This window comes from Pseudomonas sp. GD04019 (assembly GCF_029837695.1).
GTDB lineage: Bacteria > Pseudomonadota > Gammaproteobacteria > Pseudomonadales > Pseudomonadaceae > Aquipseudomonas.
In genome coordinates, this window is sequence record NZ_JAOEEA010000014.1 from 102633 (window position 1) to 120086 (window position 17454).

At 61.5% G+C, this 17454-nt stretch carries 25 protein-coding genes; 1 reads left to right on the top strand and 24 read right to left on the bottom strand.

Annotated elements, in window-relative coordinates:
* Window positions 1-5: 5 nt before the first annotated feature.
* The 3 genes from N7607_RS20180 to N7607_RS20190 all read right to left on the bottom strand — a co-directional run bounded on the left by N7607_RS20180 (window position 6) and on the right by N7607_RS20190 (window position 2245).
* On the bottom strand, window positions 6-164 hold the full coding sequence (locus N7607_RS20180; RefSeq protein ID WP_137975157.1) for a DUF3309 family protein: 159 nt from the start codon (window positions 162-164) through the stop codon (window positions 6-8).
* Between the two features lie 182 nt (window positions 165-346).
* Window positions 347-841 (bottom strand): single-stranded DNA-binding protein, encoded by a 495-nt coding sequence (locus tag N7607_RS20185; protein WP_279867695.1) that lies wholly within the window; start codon window positions 839-841, stop codon window positions 347-349.
* Between the two features lie 9 nt (window positions 842-850).
* Window positions 851-2245: an MFS transporter gene (locus N7607_RS20190; RefSeq protein ID WP_279867692.1), complete on the bottom strand. Its 1395-nt coding sequence runs from the start codon at window positions 2243-2245 to the stop codon at window positions 851-853.
* 349 nt (window positions 2246-2594) lie between these two features.
* On the opposite strand from N7607_RS20190, the gene uvrA reads away from it, so the two are divergent.
* Window positions 2595-5429 carry an excinuclease ABC subunit UvrA gene (uvrA, locus tag N7607_RS20195; protein ID WP_279867691.1) on the top strand — a complete coding sequence of 945 codons (2835 nt, stop codon included), beginning with the start codon at window positions 2595-2597 and terminating at the stop codon, window positions 5427-5429.
* Window positions 5430-5487: 58 nt separating this feature from the next.
* Here uvrA and katG read toward each other — a convergent pair whose 3' ends face one another.
* The 21 genes from katG to rplP all read right to left on the bottom strand — a co-directional run bounded on the left by katG (window position 5488) and on the right by rplP (window position 17447).
* Window positions 5488-7635 (bottom strand): catalase/peroxidase HPI, encoded by a 2148-nt coding sequence (gene katG / locus N7607_RS20200; protein WP_279867689.1) that lies wholly within the window; start codon window positions 7633-7635, stop codon window positions 5488-5490.
* A 235-nt stretch (window positions 7636-7870) separates the two neighbouring features.
* A complete protein-coding gene (gene rplQ, locus N7607_RS20205; protein ID WP_021702687.1) occupies window positions 7871-8260 on the bottom strand; it encodes a 50S ribosomal protein L17 in 390 nt (129 codons plus the stop codon).
* Between the two features lie 43 nt (window positions 8261-8303).
* Window positions 8304-9305, bottom strand: a complete 1002-nt coding sequence (gene rpoA / locus N7607_RS20210) for a DNA-directed RNA polymerase subunit alpha (protein WP_043310325.1) — start codon at window positions 9303-9305, stop codon at window positions 8304-8306.
* Window positions 9306-9327: 22 nt separating this feature from the next.
* Window positions 9328-9948: a 30S ribosomal protein S4 gene (gene rpsD, locus N7607_RS20215; RefSeq protein WP_137975152.1), complete on the bottom strand. Its 621-nt coding sequence runs from the start codon at window positions 9946-9948 to the stop codon at window positions 9328-9330.
* A 16-nt stretch (window positions 9949-9964) separates the two neighbouring features.
* Window positions 9965-10354 (bottom strand): 30S ribosomal protein S11, encoded by a 390-nt coding sequence (rpsK, locus tag N7607_RS20220; protein ID WP_021702690.1) that lies wholly within the window; start codon window positions 10352-10354, stop codon window positions 9965-9967.
* A 30-nt stretch (window positions 10355-10384) separates the two neighbouring features.
* Window positions 10385-10741 carry a 30S ribosomal protein S13 gene (gene rpsM / locus N7607_RS20225; protein ID WP_021702691.1) on the bottom strand — a complete coding sequence of 119 codons (357 nt, stop codon included), beginning with the start codon at window positions 10739-10741 and terminating at the stop codon, window positions 10385-10387.
* Between the two features lie 133 nt (window positions 10742-10874).
* Complete coding sequence (rpmJ, locus tag N7607_RS20230; RefSeq protein WP_003281814.1) at window positions 10875-10991, bottom strand: 50S ribosomal protein L36; 117 nt, start codon at window positions 10989-10991, stop codon at window positions 10875-10877.
* Between the two features lie 31 nt (window positions 10992-11022).
* Window positions 11023-12351: a preprotein translocase subunit SecY gene (secY, locus tag N7607_RS20235; protein ID WP_279867686.1), complete on the bottom strand. Its 1329-nt coding sequence runs from the start codon at window positions 12349-12351 to the stop codon at window positions 11023-11025.
* A complete protein-coding gene (rplO, locus tag N7607_RS20240) occupies window positions 12352-12786 on the bottom strand; it encodes a 50S ribosomal protein L15 (RefSeq protein ID WP_192400835.1) in 435 nt (144 codons plus the stop codon).
* A 2-nt stretch (window positions 12787-12788) separates the two neighbouring features.
* On the bottom strand, window positions 12789-12965 hold the full coding sequence (rpmD, locus tag N7607_RS20245; protein WP_043310318.1) for a 50S ribosomal protein L30: 177 nt from the start codon (window positions 12963-12965) through the stop codon (window positions 12789-12791).
* A gap of 2 nt (window positions 12966-12967) precedes the next feature.
* Window positions 12968-13495: a 30S ribosomal protein S5 gene (gene rpsE, locus N7607_RS20250; protein ID WP_021702695.1), complete on the bottom strand. Its 528-nt coding sequence runs from the start codon at window positions 13493-13495 to the stop codon at window positions 12968-12970.
* Window positions 13496-13498: 3 nt separating this feature from the next.
* On the bottom strand, window positions 13499-13849 hold the full coding sequence (gene rplR, locus N7607_RS20255; RefSeq protein ID WP_021702696.1) for a 50S ribosomal protein L18: 351 nt from the start codon (window positions 13847-13849) through the stop codon (window positions 13499-13501).
* 10 nt (window positions 13850-13859) lie between these two features.
* A complete protein-coding gene (gene rplF / locus N7607_RS20260; protein WP_279867684.1) occupies window positions 13860-14393 on the bottom strand; it encodes a 50S ribosomal protein L6 in 534 nt (177 codons plus the stop codon).
* Between the two features lie 14 nt (window positions 14394-14407).
* Window positions 14408-14800, bottom strand: coding sequence for a 30S ribosomal protein S8 (gene rpsH, locus N7607_RS20265; RefSeq protein ID WP_137975147.1), 393 nt, complete (start codon window positions 14798-14800; stop codon window positions 14408-14410).
* A 176-nt stretch (window positions 14801-14976) separates the two neighbouring features.
* Window positions 14977-15282: a 30S ribosomal protein S14 gene (gene rpsN, locus N7607_RS20270; protein WP_160082924.1), complete on the bottom strand. Its 306-nt coding sequence runs from the start codon at window positions 15280-15282 to the stop codon at window positions 14977-14979.
* 14 nt (window positions 15283-15296) lie between these two features.
* A complete protein-coding gene (gene rplE / locus N7607_RS20275) occupies window positions 15297-15836 on the bottom strand; it encodes a 50S ribosomal protein L5 (RefSeq protein ID WP_137975145.1) in 540 nt (179 codons plus the stop codon).
* 19 nt (window positions 15837-15855) lie between these two features.
* Window positions 15856-16170 (bottom strand): 50S ribosomal protein L24, encoded by a 315-nt coding sequence (gene rplX / locus N7607_RS20280; protein WP_279867680.1) that lies wholly within the window; start codon window positions 16168-16170, stop codon window positions 15856-15858.
* A 12-nt stretch (window positions 16171-16182) separates the two neighbouring features.
* On the bottom strand, window positions 16183-16551 hold the full coding sequence (gene rplN, locus N7607_RS20285) for a 50S ribosomal protein L14 (protein WP_003243907.1): 369 nt from the start codon (window positions 16549-16551) through the stop codon (window positions 16183-16185).
* Window positions 16552-16573: 22 nt separating this feature from the next.
* Window positions 16574-16840, bottom strand: a complete 267-nt coding sequence (gene rpsQ / locus N7607_RS20290; RefSeq protein ID WP_137975143.1) for a 30S ribosomal protein S17 — start codon at window positions 16838-16840, stop codon at window positions 16574-16576.
* Window positions 16841-16842: 2 nt separating this feature from the next.
* Window positions 16843-17034, bottom strand: a complete 192-nt coding sequence (gene rpmC / locus N7607_RS20295) for a 50S ribosomal protein L29 (RefSeq protein WP_016490538.1) — start codon at window positions 17032-17034, stop codon at window positions 16843-16845.
* Window positions 17034-17447: a 50S ribosomal protein L16 gene (gene rplP / locus N7607_RS20300; protein ID WP_043310310.1), complete on the bottom strand. Its 414-nt coding sequence runs from the start codon at window positions 17445-17447 to the stop codon at window positions 17034-17036. The genes rpmC and rplP overlap by 1 nt, the downstream gene beginning before the upstream one ends.
* Window positions 17448-17454: the final 7 nt, after the last annotated feature.

A 17454-nucleotide genomic window follows, 5' to 3' on the forward strand; every position in this document is an offset into this window, starting at 1 on the left:
GCGGGCTAGACGTATCCCAACAACAGCAATATCAGCAGGATCACCACCACCAGGCCGAGGCCGCCGGACGGGCCGTAGCCCCAGGAGCGGCTATGCGGCCAAGCCGGTATGGCACCGATCAGCAGCAGGATCAGGACGATCAGCAGTATGGTTCCCAAGGTCATGACGAGTTCCTCACAGTCGTGGACATGCGCGCGCCAGCAGGCGACGCCCATCTAGCCAGGCCATTCCCGGCCCTACACAACTATCGACCCGGCAGCCGCAACGGCAGTTCGGACTATTTCTTCACCCGTGAAAATGCAAAAGCCCGGCAATGCCGGGCTTTTTCCTGTGCCGAGGGCGAGCCTCAGAACGGGATGTCGTCGTCGAAGCTGTCGTAGTCCGGGGCTGGCTGCTGGGCCGCCGGTTGCGGCGCCGGGCGCGGCGCGGCCTGCTGCGGGGCCGGGCGCGACTGCTGCTGACGCGGGGCGTACTCGCCACCGCCTTCGTTGTTGCCGCCACGGCCGCCGAGCAGCTGCAGGGTGCCGTTCATGTCGACCACGATCTCGGTGGTGTAACGCTTGACGCCGTCCTTCTCCCACTCGCGGGTCTGCAGGCGGCCTTCGACGTAGCACTGGCTGCCCTTGCGCAGGTATTCGCCAGCGATCTCGGCGAGCTTGCCGAAGAACACCACGCGATGCCATTCGGTACGGTCCTGCTGCTGGCCGGTCTGCTTGTCCTTCCAGCTGTCGGTAGTGGCGAGGGTGATGTTGGTCACCGCGTTGCCATTGGGCAGATAGCGAGTTTCCGGGTCGCCGCCGACGTTGCCGATCAGAATGACTTTGTTAACCCCACGGGCCATTTCGTTCTCCTAAGCTGAATGCGTCTCCGCGGCCTCTTCGAGCACTCGCTCGAGCAACACGCGGTCCAATTGTTGGGTGTCCACTTTGATGTACAACGCGGCCTCCTCGGCCACCACGATGGCGTCGCTGACGCCGGGTATCGCGAGGAGTCGCCCCACCAGTGCGCTATCGGCCACGGCATGGGCCGTGAGCGGCCGGCGCAGGCTGGTCACATAAGGCGGCTCGCGCATAGTAGCAGCTGCCAGCAGCCAAATAACCCCCAGCGCCGCACAGCCGACGAACACCAGGCCGAGCCCGCCATGCTGGTACAGCCAGCCACCGAGAATGCCGCCCACGGCAGCACCGAGGAACTGGCTGGTGGAGTACACACCCATGGCCGTGCCCTTGCCGCCGGCCGGCGCCACCTTGCTCACCAGCGAGGGCAACGAGGCCTCCAGCAGGTTGAAGGCGGTGAAGAACAGGATGAAGCCGAACACCAACGCTTTCAGCCCATGACCGAAGGCCCAGAAGTGCAGCTCGCAGAGCACCAGCACCAGCACCGCACCACTCAGCACGCGCTTCATCTGGCGCTTCTTCTCGCCATAGATGATGAACGGCACCATGCCGAAGAAGCCGATCAGCAGTGCGCTGAGGTAGACCCACCAGTGCTCTTCCTTGGCCAGGCCTCCCTGGTCGACCAGCGCCAGCGGCAGCACCACGAAGCTGGCCATGAGGATCGCGTGCAGCACGCCGATGCCCAGGTTGAGGCGCAGCAGTTCGGCATTGCGCAGGGTCGGCAGCAGCGCCTGGCGCGCCACGCCGGACTCGCGGTGCTGCAGCGCACTGGAGGCCCGCGGCACGAACAGGGCGACGATCAGCATGCCGACCAGCGCCATGCCGGCAGTGGCCCAGAACAACCCGGACAGGCCGAAAGCGCGGGTCAGCAGCGGGCCGACCACCATGGCCACGGCGAACGACAGGCCGATGCTCATGCCGATCATGGCCATGGCCTTGGTGCGGTGCTGCTCGCGGGTCAGGTCGGAGAGCAGCGCCATCACCGCCGCCGAGATGGCCCCTGCGCCCTGCAGCACGCGGCCGGCGATCACGCCCCAGATGGAGTCGGCATTGGCCGCCAGGGCGGCGCCGGCGGCGAAGATCAGCAGGCCGATGTAGATCACCGGCAGGCGGCCGATGCGGTCGGAGATGATACCGAAGGGAATCTGCAGCACCGCCTGGGTCAGGCCGTAGGCACCGATGGCCAGGCCGATCAGCGCCGGGGTGGCGCCGGCCAGGTCGGTGCCGTAGGTGGCGAGCACCGGCAGGACCATGAACATGCCCAGCATGCGGAAGGCGAACACCAGCGCCAGGCCACCGGCGGCGCGCGTTTCCCTGGCGCTCATGCGTTCGCTGTGCGGATCGTGCATGGAAAAACCCTGAACAAAGAGGCCGGCGATTCTATCAGTCATGACAGGGCCTGTAGACGTTTTGTCGGCGCACCGTGCAGGCGCAAAACGTCGCAGCGGGTCCTGCCATTTCACCATCGCTGTGCTTTGCCGCGTGCCAGCCAGCGGCCGTATACTTTGCCGTTTCCGCCCGCCACCTGCGAGGCTGCAGTCGGGAGCCTCTAAAAGCGTTGGCGAGGCAGTCAGCGCAAGGCAAAAGCACGCGAGGAATGCACTGGGCCCGCATTCGGGTTTACGAGTAGTAAATGAGCATTCTGAGCCTGCTTTAACGCAGCGATGGCAACGCAGGTAGCTTTTAGAGGTTCCCTAAGTGGACAAGATTCTGATTCGTGGCGCCCGCACCCATAACCTGAAAAACGTCGACCTGACCCTGCCACGCGACAAGCTGATCGTGATCACCGGCCTGTCCGGTTCCGGCAAGTCGTCGCTGGCCTTCGACACCCTCTACGCCGAGGGTCAGCGCCGCTACGTCGAGTCCCTGTCGGCCTACGCCCGGCAGTTCCTGTCGATGATGGAGAAGCCCGACGTCGACACCATCGAGGGCCTCTCCCCGGCCATCTCCATCGAGCAGAAGTCGACTTCGCACAACCCGCGTTCGACCGTCGGCACCATCACAGAGATCTACGACTACCTGCGCCTGCTCTACGCCCGTGTCGGCATTCCGCGCTGCCCGGACCACGACGTACCGCTGGAGGCGCAGACCGTCAGCCAGATGGTCGACCAGGTGCTGGCCCTGCCCGAGGGCCGCAAGCTGATGCTGCTGGCCCCGGTGATCCGCGAGCGCAAGGGCGAGCACCTGGCGGTGTTCGACGAACTGCGCGCCCAGGGCTTCGTCCGCGCCCGAGTCAACGGCAAGCTCTACGAACTGGACGAGCTGCCCAAGCTGGACAAGCAGAAGAAGCACTCCATCGACGTGGTGGTGGACCGCTTCAAGGTGCGCGAGGACCTGCAGCAGCGCCTGGCCGAATCATTCGAGACCGCCATCAACCTGGCCGACGGCATCGCCCTGATCGCGCCCATGGACGACGAAGTCGGCGACGAGATCATCTTCTCCGCACGCTTCGCCTGCCCGCACTGCGGCCACTCGATCAGCGAGCTGGAACCCAAGCTGTTCTCCTTCAACAACCCGGCCGGCGCCTGCCCGACCTGCGACGGCCTGGGCGTGAAGCAGTTCTTCGACGGCAAGCGTCTGGTCAACGGCGAGCTGACCCTGGCCGAGGGCGCGATCCGCGGCTGGGACCGACGCAACGTCTACTACTTCCAGATGCTCGGCTCGCTGGCCGCGCACTACGGCTTCAGCCTGGAAGAGCCGTTCGACGACCTGGCCTCCGAACACCAGAAGTTCATCCTGTTCGGCAGCGGCACGCAGAACGTCGACTTCAAGTACCTCAACGACCGCGGCGACATCGTCAAACGCTCGCACCCGTTCGAGGGCATCATCCCCAACCTCGAGCGGCGCTACCGCGAGACCGAGTCGGCCACCGTGCGCGAGGAACTGGCCAAGTTCCTCAGCACCCAGCCCTGCCCGGATTGCCGCGGCACCCGCCTGCGCCGCGAGGCGCGCCACGTCTGGGTCGGCGACCGCACCCTGCCGGCCGTCACCGGCTTGCCGGTCGGTGATGCCTGCGACTACTTCGGCGGCATGCACCTCACCGGGCGCCGTGGCGAGATCGCCGAGAAGATCCTCAAGGAGATCCGCGAGCGCCTGCAGTTCCTGGTCAACGTCGGCCTCGACTACCTGACCCTGGACCGCAGCGCCGATACCTTGTCCGGTGGTGAGGCCCAGCGCATCCGCCTGGCCAGCCAGATCGGCGCCGGCCTGGTCGGCGTGATGTACATCCTCGACGAGCCCTCCATCGGCCTGCACCAGCGCGACAACGAGCGCCTGCTGGGCACCCTCACCCACCTGCGCAACCTGGGCAACACGGTGATCGTGGTCGAGCATGACGAGGACGCCATCCGCCTGGCCGACTACGTGGTCGACATCGGCCCCGGCGCCGGCGTGCACGGTGGCCGCGTGGTCGCCGAGGGCACCCCGGACGAGGTGATGAACCACCCCGACTCGCTGACGGGCAAGTACCTCTCCGGCCGCGAGAAGATCCGCTACCCGGCCACGCGCACCCCGCGCGACAAGAAGAAGCTGCTCAAGCTCAAGGGCGCGCGCGGCAACAACCTGCGCAACGTCGACCTGGAGATTCCGGTCGGCCTGCTCACCTGCGTCACCGGCGTGTCCGGCTCGGGCAAGTCGACGCTGATCAACAACACCCTGTTCCCGATCACCGCTACCGCTCTGAACGGTGCCACCACCCTGGAGACGGCAGCACACGATTCGTTCGACGGCCTGCAGCACCTGGACAAGGTGGTCGACATCGACCAGAGCCCGATCGGCCGCACCCCGCGCTCCAATCCGGCGACCTACACCGGCCTGTTCACCCCGATCCGCGAGCTGTTCGCCGGCGTGCCGGAGTCGCGCTCGCGCGGCTACGGCCCGGGCCGTTTCAGCTTCAACGTCAAGGGTGGTCGCTGCGAAGCCTGCCAGGGCGACGGCGTGATCAAGGTGGAGATGCACTTCCTGCCGGACATCTACGTGCCGTGCGACGTGTGTAAGGGCAAGCGCTACAACCGCGAGACCCTGGAGGTGAAGTACAAGGGCAAGAGCATCACCGAGGTGCTCGACATGACCATCGAGGAAGCCCGCGAGTTCTTCGATGCCGTGCCGGCCCTGGCGCGCAAGCTGCAGACCCTGGTCGACGTAGGCCTGTCCTACATCAAGCTGGGGCAGAGCGCGACGACCCTGTCCGGTGGCGAGGCGCAACGGGTCAAGCTGAGCCGCGAGCTGAGCAAGCGCGACACCGGCAAGACCCTGTACATCCTCGACGAGCCGACCACCGGCCTGCACTTCGCCGATATCCAGCAACTGCTCGACGTGCTGCACCGCCTGCGCGACCACGGCAATACAGTCGTCGTCATTGAGCACAACCTGGACGTGATCAAGACCGCCGACTGGCTGGTCGACCTCGGCCCCGAGGGCGGCTCCAAGGGCGGCATGATCATCGCCACCGGCACCCCGGAGGACGTGGCGGCGAACAAGGCGTCGCATACCGGGCACTTCCTTAAGCCATTGCTGGAACGGGACCGCGCCTAGCATGCTGCAACAATGAAAAAGCCCCGCTACTGCGGGGCTTTCTCTTGTTGCGGACGACTCAGGCTGCCAGATCGAAGCGATCCAGGTTCATCACCTTGGTCCAGGCGGCGACGAAGTCCTGGATGAACTTCGCCTTGCCGTCGGCGCTGGCATAGACCTCGGCATAAGCTCGCAGGATCGAGTTGGAGCCGAAGATCAGGTCGCTGCGGGTGCCGCTGTACTTCACGGCGCCGGTCTTGCGGTCCTTGGCCTCGAACACTTCGGCGTCGGCATCCACGGCCTTCCACACGGTGTTCATGTCCAGCAGGTTGACGAAGAAGTCATTGCTGAGCACGCCGACCTTGTCGGTGAGCACGCCTTGCTGGCTGCCATCGTGGTTGGCGCCGAGCACACGCAGGCCGCCGACCAGGGCGGTCAGCTCCGGTGCGGTGAGGGTGAGCAGCTGCGCCCGATCGACCAGCAAGGCCTCGGTGGTGGCGCCAACCTTGCCCTTGCGATAGTTGCGGAAGCCATCGGCCGTAGGCTCGAGCACGGCGAAGGAGTCGACATCGGTCTGGTCCTGCGCGGCATCGACGCGCCCCGGGGTAAACGGCACGTCGACGCTGACGCCAGCGGCCTTGGCAGCCAGTTCGATGCCGACATTGCCGGCCAGCACTATCACGTCGGCCAGCGATGCCTTGCCGGAAGTCTTCTGGATCTCGACCAGCTTGGGCAGCGCCTTGACGGCGCGCTGGTTGACCTCCCAATCTTTCTGCGGAGCCAGGGCTAGACGCGCGCCATTGGCACCACCGCGCTTGTCGCCGCCACGGAAGGTCGAAGCCGAAGCCCAAGCCACCGAGACCAGGTCGCCAACCGGCAAACCCGACGCCGCGATCTGCGCCTTGAGATCGGCAATATCCGCTGCCGAGGGATTGTGCACGGCCGCCGGCAGAGGGTCCTGCCAGATCAGGTCTTCTTTCGGTACTTCCGGGCCAAGGTAGCGAGCCTTCGGCCCCATGTCGCGATGGGTCAGCTTGAACCAGGCGCGGGCGAAGGCCTCGGCGAAGGCCTGCGGATCTTCGAGGAAGCGCTTGGAGATCTTGCCGAACTCCGGATCGAAGCGCAGGGTCAGGTCGGTGGTCAGCATGGTCGGCTTGTTGAACTTGCCCGGCACATGGGCGTCCGGAATGATCTCCGGCGCGTCCTTGGCCTCCCACTGCTTGGCGCCGGCAGGCGACTTGGTCAGCACCCACTCGTACTTGAACAGGTTCTCGAAGAAGTTGTTGCTCCACAGTGTCGGAGTCTTGGTCCAGGTCACCTCCAGGCCACTGGAGACGGTGTCCTTGCCATGCCCGCCGCCGAAGCTGCTGGTCCATCCGAGCCCCTGGTCCTCGATGGTACCGCCCTCAGGCTCCGGCCCCTTGTGCGACTCGGGGGCAGCGCCGTGGGCCTTGCCGAAGGTATGGCCGCCGGCGATCAGGGCGACGGTTTCCTCGTCATCCATGGCCATGCGGCTGAAGGTGGCGCGGATGTCCTTGGCCGCGGCCATGTAGTCGCCGCTGGCATTCGGGCCTTCCGGGTTCACGTAGATCAGCCCCATGTGGGTGGCGCCCAGGCTGTTGATCAATACACGGTCGCCCTCGAAGCGCTGGTCGTCCCCCAGCCATTTGGTCTCGGCGCCCCAAGCCACGTCCATGTCCGGTTCCCAGACATCCTCGCGCCCACCGGCGAAGCCGAAGGTGCGGAAGCCCATGGACTCCAGCGCCACGTTGCCGGCCAGGATCATCAGGTCGGCCCAGGAGATCTGCTGGCCATACTTCTGCTTGATCGGCCACAGCAGACGGCGTGACTTGTCGATGTTGACGTTGTCCGGCCAGGAGTTGAGCGGCGCGAAGCGCTGCTGGCCGCGCCCGCCGCCGCCGCGGCCGTCGGTGGTGCGATAGGTACCGGCGGAGTGCCAGGCCATGCGGATCATCTGCGGGCCGTAATGACCGAAGTCCGCCGGCCACCAATCCTGGCTATCGGTCATGAGCTTGACCAGATCGGCTTTAAGGGCCTTGTAGTCGAGCTTCTTGAATTCTTCGGCGTAGTTGAACTTCTCGCCGAGCGGGTTGGACTTTTCTGAGTGCTGGTTGAGCAGATCGACGCGTAGCTGGTTCGGCCACCAATCCTTGTTGGTAGTCCCGCCAGCAGCATGATGAAACGGGCATTTACCTTGATCAGACATTGTTCTCTCCTCTCCTCATCAGGTCGGTACCTGCGACTGCGGCCGACGATGGAGAGAGACTAGACCCGCTTCGCCTGAAGGACCAATTTATGAAAAACAACAAGTCGATAGCTTTTATCTCTTACAGCCAGATGCCTGATCGCCAAATCATCGAGTCGAAGAACGCGCGTAAAAGCCACGCTCCAGAAAGCAAAAAACCGGGCCTAAGCCCGGTTCCTTGTGCAGCAGAAGCAGCTTATTCGGCAGCTTCTACGGCTTCGCCAGCGACCTGACGGTCAACCAGCTCGACGTACGCCATAGGAGCGTTGTCGCCAGCACGGAAGCCGCACTTCAGGATGCGCAGGTAGCCGCCCTGACGGGTGGCGTAGCGCTTGCCCAGGTCGTTGAACAGCTTGCCGACGATGGCTTTCGAACGGGTACGGTCGAAGGCCAGACGACGGTTGGCAACGCTGTCTACCTTGGCCAGGGTGATCAGCGGCTCGGCAACGCGGCGCAGTTCCTTGGCTTTCGGCAGGGTGGTTTTGATCAGTTCGTGTTCGAACAGCGACACCGCCATGTTCTGGAACATAGCCTTGCGGTGTGCGCTGGTGCGGCTCAGGTGACGGCCACTTTTACGATGACGCATGATTAATTCCTTACCAAACTTTCGGTTCGGTGATTACGGACGATCAGGCAGTAGCCTTATCGTCCTTCTTCAGACTTGCCGGCGGCCAGTTGTCGAGGCGCATACCGAGGGACAGACCGCGCGAGGCCAGAACGTCCTTGATCTCGGTCAGGGACTTCTTGCCCAGGTTCGGAGTCTTGAGCAGCTCTACTTCGGTGCGCTGGATCAGGTCACCGATGTAGTAGATGTTCTCCGCCTTCAGGCAGTTGGCCGAACGTACGGTCAGCTCGAGGTCGTCGACTGGACGCAGGAGGATCGGATCGATCTCGTCTTCCTGCTCGACCACTACCGGCTCACTGTCGCCCTTCAGATCAACGAAGGCCGCCAGTTGGTGCTGGAGGATGGTCGCGGCACGGCGGATGGCCTCTTCAGGATCCAGGGTGCCGTTGGTTTCCAGGTCAATGACCAGCTTGTCCAGGTTGGTACGCTGCTCGACGCGGGCGTTTTCCACCACGTAGGCAACACGACGGACCGGGCTGAACGAGGAGTCCAGTTGCAGACGGCCGATGCTACGGCTTTCGTCTTCATCGCTCTGACGGGCATCAGCCGGCTCGTAGCCACGGCCACGACGCACGGTGAGTTTCATGTTCAGAGCGCCGTTGTCCGCCAGGTTGGCGATTACGTGATCGCCGTTGACGATCTCGACGTCGTGATCCAGCTGGATATCGGCAGCAGTGACCACACCCGAGCCTTTTTTGGCCAGAGTCAGGGTGACTTCGTCACGGCCGTGCAGCTTGATGGCCAGGCCTTTCAGGTTGAGCAGGATCTCAATTACATCTTCCTGCACACCTTCGATGGCGGAGTACTCGTGGAGTACGCCGTCAATCTCGGCCTCGACCACTGCACAGCCAGGCATGGAGGACAACAGGATGCGACGCAGCGCGTTGCCCAGGGTATGGCCAAAACCACGCTCGAGGGGCTCGAGGGTGATCTTGGCGCGGGTCGAACTGACCGCCTGAACGTCGATATGACGGGGGGTCAGGAACTCATTTACCGAAATCTGCATGGATGCACCTATTTTCTAGCCCTTACTTGGAGTAGAGCTCGACAATCAGGCTTTCGTTGATGTCGGAGGACAGATCGCCGCGAACCGGAACGCTTTTGAACACGCCGGACTTCTTCTCAGCATCTACTTCGACCCACTCAACGCGACCACGCTGGGCGCACAGGTCAAGAGCCTGGGCAACGCGCAGCTGGTTCTTGGCCTTTTCGCGAACGGCCACGACGTCACCAGCTTTGATCTGGTAGGACGGGACGTTCACGGTCGAACCGTTCACGGTGATGGCTTTGTGCGATACCAGCTGACGAGATTCGGCGCGGGTAGCACCAAAGCCCATGCGGTAAACCACGTTGTCCAGACGGCATTCCAGCAGCTGCAGCAGGTTCTCGCCGGTAGCGCCCTTGCGACGGGCAGCTTCCTTGTAGTAACTGCTGAACTGACGCTCCAGCACGCCGTAGATACGACGGACTTTCTGCTTCTCACGCAGCTGGGTACCGTAGTCGGACTGACGACCACGGCGAGCGCCGTGCTGGCCAGGAGCCGCTTCGATGTTGCACTTGGATTCGAGCGCGCGCGCACCACTCTTCAGGAAGAGATCGGTGCCTTCACGGCGAGACAGTTTGCACTTGGGACCAATGTAACGAGCCATTCTTCACTGTCTCCTATTACACGCGACGCTTCTTCGGCGGACGGCACCCGTTGTGCGGGATTGGCGTCACGTCGGTGATGCTGGCGATTTTGTAGCCGCAGGCGTTCAGAGCACGCACAGCGGATTCGCGACCAGGACCCGGGCCCTTGACGTTCACGTCGAGGTTTTTCAGGCCGTATTCCAGAGCTGCCTGACCAGCACGCTCGGCAGCCACCTGGGCAGCGAACGGGGTGGACTTACGGGAGCCGCGGAAACCGGAACCACCAGAGGTAGCCCAGGACAGAGCGTTACCTTGACGGTCGGTGATGGTCACGATGGTGTTGTTGAAAGACGCGTGGATATGGGCGATCCCATCAACCACTGTCTTTTTGACTTTCTTACGAGTACGAGCAGCTGGCTTAGCCATGACTTATATCCTGTCGATTCGCGGGCGCAATTACTTGCGGATCGGCTTACGCGGGCCCTTACGGGTGCGCGCGTTGGTCTTGGTGCGCTGACCGCGGACCGGCAGGCCACGGCGGTGACGCAGACCGCGGTAGCAGCCCAGGTCCATCAGACGCTTGATCTTCATGTTGATTTCGCGGCGCAGGTCACCTTCAGTAGTGAGCTTGGCAACTTCGCCACGCAGCTGCTCGATCTGCTCGTCAGAGAGATCTTTGATCTTTGCCGCCGGATTGACACCGGTGGTTGCACAGATTTTCTGCGCAGTGGTGCGACCAACACCGTAGATGTAGGTCAGCGAGATAACAGTGTGCTTGTTATCCGGAATGTTGACGCCTGCAATACGGGCCATTCAGTGGAACTCCAATTGACAGCTACCCACGCCCTGGAAGCCAAGAAATAGGGCGCGCGATATTAGCGCTGTAATAACAAAGAATCAACCCGGCAGCGCACTAGCTGCCGGGCTCATTACGCGTGAATCACACTCAGCCTTGGCGCTGTTTGTGACGCGGCTCCGCGCTGCAGATCACGCGCACGACACCGTCGCGGCGGATGATCTTGCAGTTGCGGCACAGCTTCTTGACCGATGCACGAACTTTCATCAGTAACTCCTAGAACCTTACGGAAACCATGTCAGCGGAGCATGCCGCCGCCATAGCCCTTCAGGTTGGCTTTCTTCATCAGGGATTCGTACTGGTGCGAAACGAGGTGCGATTGTACTTGGGACATAAAATCCATCACAACCACGACCACGATCAGCAACGAGGTCCCGCCAAGGTAGAACGGAACGTTGGCTGCCACCTGCAGGAACTGCGGGAGCAGACATACGGCCGTCATGTACAGAGCACCGAACATGGTCAAGCGGGTCAACACGCCATCGATATAGCGCGCGGACTGCTCGCCCGGACGGATGCCCGGAATAAAGGCACCGGACTTCTTCAGGTTTTCCGCTACGTCTTTCGGGTTGAACATCAGCGCCGTATAGAAGAAGCAGAAGAAGATGATCCCTGCACTAAACAGCAGAATGTTCAACGGCTGACCGGGAGCGATTGCCTGAGACAGATCCTGCAGCCAGCTCATGCCAGAAGACTGACCGAACCAGGTGCCCAGCGAGGCCGGGAACAGCAGGATGCTGCTGGCGAAAATAGCCGGAATGACGCCGGCCATGTTCACCTTCAGCGGCAGGTGGCTGGTCTGCGCAGCGAAGACCTTGCGGCCCTGCTGACGCTTGGCGTAGTGCACCGCAATGCGACGCTGGCCACGCTCGATGAACACCACGAAACCGATGATCGCTACCGCCAGCAGGCCGATGGCAATCAGGGCGAAGATGTTGATATCACCCTGGCGAGCAGACTCGAAAGACTGCCCGATTGCCGACGGCAGACCGGCCACGATGCCCGCAAAGATCAGCATCGAAATACCGTTGCCGACACCCCGCTCGGTGATTTGCTCGCCCAGCCACATCATGAACATGGCGCCGGCCACGAAGGTCGTCACCGCCACGAAGTGGAAGCCGAAATCTGCCGAGAAGGCTACGCCCTGACTGGCCAGACCAACGGACATGCCGATAGCCTGAACGATCGCCAGGACGAGAGTGCCGTAGCGGGTGTACTGGCTGATCTTGCGACGGCCAGCTTCCCCTTCCTTCTTCAACTGCTCCAGCTGCGGGCTGACGGCGGTCATCAGCTGCATGATGATCGAGGCCGAAATGTACGGCATGATCCCCAGTGCAAAGATGCTCATCCGCTCCAGCGCGCCGCCGGAAAACATGTTGAACAGGCTAAGAATGGTCCCCTCGTTCTGTCGGAACAGGTCGGCCAGCCGGTCAGGGTTTATTCCGGGAACCGGAATGTGCGCACCGATCCGATAGACGATGATCGCCAGGAACAGAAAACGCAGCCGAGCCCACAGCTCGGACAACCCGCCATTGCTGAGCGCGGAGAGAGCACCTTGCTTAGCCATTTAGTCCTCGAACTTGCCGCCAGCTGCTTCGATAGCCGCACGCGCACCTTTGGTGACGGCGATACCTTTCAGGGTAACCGCACGAGTAACCTCGCCGGACAGCATGACTTTCACGCGCTGTACGTGCTGGTTAATCAGGTTGGCATCCTTCAGCGACTGCAGGGAGACGACATCGCCTTCCACTTTGGCCAGCTCGGAAGTGCGCACTTCAGCGCGATCCATGGCCTTCAGGGAAACGAAGCCGAACTTCGGCAGACGACGGTGCAGCGGCTGCTGACCACCCTCGAAGCCCGGAGCAATGGTGCCGCCGGTACGAGAGGTCTGACCTTTGTGACCACGGCCAGCAGTCTTACCCAGACCACTACCGATACCACGGCCTACACGAAGCTTCTCGCGGCGGGCACCCGGCGCGGAACGCAGATCGTTCAGTTGCATGATTAACCCTCCACCTTCAGCAGGTAGTAAGCCTTGTTGATCATGCCGCGGTTCTCAGGAGTGTCCTGAACTTCCACGGAGTGACCAATGCGACGCAGGCCGAGGCCCTTGACGCAAGCTTTGTGGTTGGCCAGACGGCCGTTGGTGCTCTTGATCAGAGTAACTTTGACGGTAGCCATGATCAGAGAATCTCCTCGACGCTCTTTCCACGCTTAGCAGCCACGGAAGCCGGGGACTGCATGGCTTTCAGACCCTTGAAGGTGGCGTACACCACGTTCACCGGGTTGGTAGAGCCGTAGCATTTGGCCAGGACGTTCTGCACGCCTGCCACTTCCAGCACGGCACGCATGGCGCCGCCGGCGATGATGCCGGTACCTTCGGAAGCCGGCTGCATGAACACGTGGGACGCGCCATGCACGGACTTCATCGGGTATTGCAGAGTGGTGCCGTTCAGGTCGACCTGAATCATGTTGCGACGTGCAGCTTCCATCGCCTTCTGGATGGCGGCTGGCACTTCGCGGGACTTGCCGCGACCGAAACCGACGCGACCATTGCCATCACCTACCACGGTCAACGCGGTGAAGGTGAAGATACGGCCACCCTTTACGGTCTTGGCAACACGGTTAACCTGGACCAGTTTCTCGGTGTAGCCGTCGCTCTGGGCCTCGTCACGGTTGCCGCGATCGCGCTTTTGCTCGTTATTTGCCATAACTTAGAACTCCAGCCCGCCTTCACGAGCAGCATCAGCCAGCGCTTTCACGCGGCCGTGGTACTTGAAGCCAGAACGGTCGAACGCTACCTGGGTAACGCCAGCGGCTTTCGCGCGCTCGGCAACCAGCTGGCCGACTTTCTTGGCCGCGTCGACGTTGCCGGTGGCGCCGTCACGCAGTTCTTTGTCCAGGGTCGAGGCACTGGCCAGAACCTTGGCGCCGTCGGCCGAAATGACCTGGGCGTAGATGTGCTGGGAAGAGCGGTACACGCTGAGGCGTACGGTTTCCAGCTCGCGCATTTTCAGGCGTGCCTTGCGAGCGCGACGCAGACGAGTTTCTTTCTTTTCGCTCATTTGCTATGCCCTACTTCTTCTTAGCTTCTTTGCGACGTACGACTTCGTCGGAGTAACGCACACCTTTGCCTTTGTACGGCTCAGGACGACGGAAGTCGCGGATCTCCGCAGCTACCTGACCAACCAGCTGCTTGTCGATGCCCTTGATCAGGATATCGGTCTGGCTGGGGGTTTCGGCAGTAACGCCCTGCGGCAGTTCGTAGTCGATCGGATGGGAGAAGCCCAGCGCGAGGTTCAGCACCTGGCCCTTGGCTTGGGCCTTGTAGCCCACACCGACCAACTGCAGCTTGCGCTCGAAGCCTTGGCTCACGCCAATGACCATGTTGTTGACCAGTGCACGGGTGGTACCGGCCATGGCGCGATTCTGCTGATCGCCATTGCGGGCGGCAAAACGCAGCTCACCGGAGTCCTGGATGACTTCCACGGACGAGTGCACGTTCAGTTCGAGGGTGCCCTTGGCGCCCTTGATCGAAAGCTGTTGGCCTGCGAGTTTGACCTCGACACCAGCCGGCAGCTTAACGGGGTTCTTAGCAACGCGAGACATGCTTATCCCCCCCCTTAGAACACGGTGCAGAGCACTTCACCGCCGACACCGGCAGCGCGTGCAGCGCGATCAGTCATCACACCTTTGTTGGTGGAGACGATGGAAACGCCCAGACCGCCGCGAACTTTCGGCAGCTGATCAGCCGGCTTGTACTGGCGCAGGCCAGGACGGCTGATACGTTTCACTTCCTCGATGACCGGACGGCCTTCGAAGTACTTCAGCTCGATGGACAGCTGCGGCTTGGCGTCGCTGCTGACCTGGTATCCCGCGATGTAACCTTCATTCTTCAGAACGTTGGCTACTGCCACCTTCAGCTTGGAAGACGGCATGCTTACTACCGACTTTTCAGCCATCTGGGCATTACGGATACGAGTTAGCATGTCCGCTAACGGGTCCTGCATACTCATGGGCTAGATGCTCCTGATACAAAAAGAACAGCCTTTCGGCTGGAACCATCCACGAGCTCGGCAAATGCCAGGCTCAGGAGAGCCGGACATTCTAGAGATCGATCAAAAATGAATCAAGCCCCAAAAGGGGCTTGATCGATAAAACAAAGCCGGCGCTAGGCCGGCTTCGCTTCTTGTTACCAGCTGGCTTTCACCAGGCCCGGTACATCACCGCGCATCGCAGCTTCGCGCAGCTTGTTACGGCCGAGGCCAAACTTGCGATACACGCCGTGCGGACGGCCAGTGATGCGGCAACGGTTACGCAGGCGGCTGGCGCTGGCGTCACGCGGTTGCTTTTGCAGGGCGACCTGGGCTTCCCAACGCTGCTCCGGAGTGGAGTTCGGGTTGGCGATGACAGCTTTCAGCTCGGCACGCTTCTTGGCGTACTTGGCTACCGTTTGCTGACGCTTCAGCTCACGGTTTTTCATGCTCATTTTGGCCATGATCCAAACTCCAATCAGTTGCGGAACGGGAACTTGAAAGCACGCAGCAAAGCGCGGCCTTCATCGTCCGTACGGGCAGTAGTGGTCAGGGTGATGTCCAGACCACGCAGCGCATCGATCTTGTCGTAATCGATTTCCGGGAAGATGATCTGCTCTTTGACGCCCATGCTGTAGTTGCCACGACCATCGAAGGACTTGGCATTCAGGCCGCGGAAGTCACGCACGCGCGGCAGGGAGATCGCGAGCAGGCGATCCAGGAATTCGTACATACGATCGCGACGCAGAGTCACCTTGACACCGATCGGCCAACCTTCACGAACCTTGAAGCCAGCAATGGACTTGCGGGCGAAGGTCACGACGGGCTTTTGACCGGTGATCTTTTCCAGGTCGGCAACGGCGTTTTCGATGATCTTCTTGTCACCGATCGCTTCGCCAAGACCCATGTTCAGGGTGATTTTGGTAACGCGCGGAACTTCCATCACGTTGGCCAGCTTCAGTTCTTCCTTCAGCTTGGGCGCGATTTCCTTCCGGTAAATCTCTTTCAGTCGTGCCATGGTGTTTTACCTATGATTCTCAAGCGCCAACCGGCTTTTGGGTGGACTTGAAGACACGAATTTTCTTACCGTCTTCGACTTTGAAACCAACGCGGTCAGCCTTGCTGGTTTCAGTGTTGAAGATGGCGACGTTGGAAACGTGCAGGGGCGCCTCTTTCTCGACGATACCGCCCTGAACACCAGCCATCGGGTTCGGTTTGGTATGACGCTTGACGAGGTTGATGCCGCCGACGATCAGACGATCGTCAGCCAGCACTTTCAGCACCTTGCCGCGCTTGCCCTTGTCTTTGCCGGCGATGACGATGATCTCGTCGTCACGACGAATCTTTTGCATGACGGCTTCTCCTTACAGCACTTCGGGGGCGAGCGAGACGATCTTCATGAACTTCTCGGAACGCAGTTCACGAGTCACCGGCCCGAAGATACGGGTGCCGATCGGCTCTTGCTTGTTGTTCAGCAGAACAGCAGCGTTGCCGTCGAAGCGGATGATCGAGCCATCGGCACGGCGTACGCCGTGACGGGTACGGACCACAACAGCGGTCATTACCTGGCCTTTCTTCACCTTGCCGCGCGGAATCGCTTCCTTCACGGTGACCTTGATGATGTCGCCGATGCCGGCGTAACGGCGGTGCGAACCACCAAGGACCTTGATGCACATAACGCGACGAGCACCGCTGTTGTCAGCGACGTCGAGCATGGATTGAGTCTGAATCATATCTTTCTCCGACCCTTAGTCCTTAGACTTCCACGGCACGTTCGAGGACTTCCACCAGGGCCCAGCACTTGGTCTTGGCCAGCGGACGGGTCTCGCGGATGGAGACCTTGTCGCCGATCTTGCACTGGTTGGTTTCGTCGTGAGCGTGCAGCTTGGTCGAACGCTTAACGTACTTACCGTAGATCGGGTGCTTAACGCGACGCTCGATCAGAACGGTGATGGTCTTGTCCATTTTGTCGCTGACGACGCGGCCAGTCAGCGTGCGGACGGTTTTCTCAGCTTCAGCCATGATTACTTACCTGCCTGCTGGTTGAGCACAGTCTTCACGCGAGCGATGTCGCGCTTCACTTGCGAGAGCAGGTGAGACTGCCCCAACTGACCAGTTGCCTTCTGCATACGCAGATTGAACTGGTCGCGCAGCAGACCGAGCAGTTGCTCGTTCAGCTGCTGAACCGATTTTTCACGAAGTTCATTCGCTTTCATCACATCACCGTCCGCTTAACAAAGGAGGTGGCGAGCGGCAGCTTTGCAGCAGCCAGGGCGAATGCCTCACGCGCCAGCTCTTCTGGAACACCTTCAATCTCGTACAGCACCTTGCCCGGCTGGATCTGGGCTACCCAGTACTCGACGCCGCCCTTACCTTTACCCATACGAACTTCGAGGGGCTTTTTGGTAACTGGCTTGTCCGGGAACACACGGATCCAGATCTTACCGCCACGCTTAACGTGACGAGTCAGAGCACGACGGGCCGATTCGATCTGACGAGCAGTCAGGCGACCACGGGAAACAGCTTTCAGGGCGAATTCGCCGAAGCTGACCTTGCTACCGCGATGGGCCAGACCACGGTTGTGGCCGGTCATCTGCTTGCGGAATTTTGTACGCTTGGGTTGCAACATGTTGCGT

Bases quoted from the DNA above. Each gene is read 5' to 3' on its own strand.
- rpmD (WP_043310318.1), bottom strand. From the start codon at position 12,965: ATGGCTACCGTCAAAGTTACTCTGATCAAGAGCACCAACGGCCGTCTG.
- N7607_RS20180 (WP_137975157.1), bottom strand. From the start codon at position 164: ATGACCTTGGGAACCATACTGCTGATCGTCCTGATCCTGCTGCTGATC.
- N7607_RS20185 (WP_279867695.1), bottom strand. From the start codon at position 841: ATGGCCCGTGGGGTTAACAAAGTCATTCTGATCGGCAACGTCGGCGGC.
- katG (WP_279867689.1), bottom strand. From the start codon at position 7,635: ATGTCTGATCAAGGTAAATGCCCGTTTCATCATGCTGCTGGCGGGACT.
- rplF (WP_279867684.1), bottom strand. From the start codon at position 14,393: ATGTCTCGCGTTGCTAAGAACCCCGTTAAGCTGCCGGCTGGTGTCGAG.
- secY (WP_279867686.1), bottom strand. From the start codon at position 12,351: ATGGCTAAGCAAGGTGCTCTCTCCGCGCTCAGCAATGGCGGGTTGTCC.
- rplX (WP_279867680.1), bottom strand. From the start codon at position 16,170: ATGCAAAAGATTCGTCGTGACGACGAGATCATCGTCATCGCCGGCAAA.
- rpsM (WP_021702691.1), bottom strand. From the start codon at position 10,741: ATGGCCCGTATTGCAGGCGTCAACATTCCGGATAACAAGCACACTGTT.
- rplE (WP_137975145.1), bottom strand. From the start codon at position 15,836: ATGGCACGACTGAAAGAGATTTACCGGAAGGAAATCGCGCCCAAGCTG.
- rpsE (WP_021702695.1), bottom strand. From the start codon at position 13,495: ATGGCAAATAACGAGCAAAAGCGCGATCGCGGCAACCGTGACGAGGCC.
- rplN (WP_003243907.1), bottom strand. From the start codon at position 16,551: ATGATTCAGACTCAATCCATGCTCGACGTCGCTGACAACAGCGGTGCT.
- rpsQ (WP_137975143.1), bottom strand. From the start codon at position 16,840: ATGGCTGAAGCTGAGAAAACCGTCCGCACGCTGACTGGCCGCGTCGTC.
- rpmC (WP_016490538.1), bottom strand. From the start codon at position 17,034: ATGAAAGCGAATGAACTTCGTGAAAAATCGGTTCAGCAGCTGAACGAG.
- rplQ (WP_021702687.1), bottom strand. From the start codon at position 8,260: ATGCGTCATCGTAAAAGTGGCCGTCACCTGAGCCGCACCAGCGCACAC.
- rpsH (WP_137975147.1), bottom strand. From the start codon at position 14,800: ATGAGTATGCAGGACCCGTTAGCGGACATGCTAACTCGTATCCGTAAT.
- N7607_RS20190 (WP_279867692.1), bottom strand. From the start codon at position 2,245: ATGCACGATCCGCACAGCGAACGCATGAGCGCCAGGGAAACGCGCGCC.
- rplP (WP_043310310.1), bottom strand. From the start codon at position 17,447: ATGTTGCAACCCAAGCGTACAAAATTCCGCAAGCAGATGACCGGCCAC.
- rpsD (WP_137975152.1), bottom strand. From the start codon at position 9,948: ATGGCTCGTTACATTGGTCCCAAGTGCAAACTGTCTCGCCGTGAAGGC.
- rplR (WP_021702696.1), bottom strand. From the start codon at position 13,849: ATGAGCGAAAAGAAAGAAACTCGTCTGCGTCGCGCTCGCAAGGCACGC.
- rpsK (WP_021702690.1), bottom strand. From the start codon at position 10,354: ATGGCTAAGCCAGCTGCTCGTACTCGTAAGAAAGTCAAAAAGACAGTG.
- rpsN (WP_160082924.1), bottom strand. From the start codon at position 15,282: ATGGCCAAAATGAGCATGAAAAACCGTGAGCTGAAGCGTCAGCAAACG.
- rpmJ (WP_003281814.1), bottom strand. From the start codon at position 10,991: ATGAAAGTTCGTGCATCGGTCAAGAAGCTGTGCCGCAACTGCAAGATC.
- rplO (WP_192400835.1), bottom strand. From the start codon at position 12,786: ATGCAACTGAACGATCTGCGTTCCGCGCCGGGTGCCCGCCGCGAGAAG.
- rpoA (WP_043310325.1), bottom strand. From the start codon at position 9,305: ATGCAGATTTCGGTAAATGAGTTCCTGACCCCCCGTCATATCGACGTT.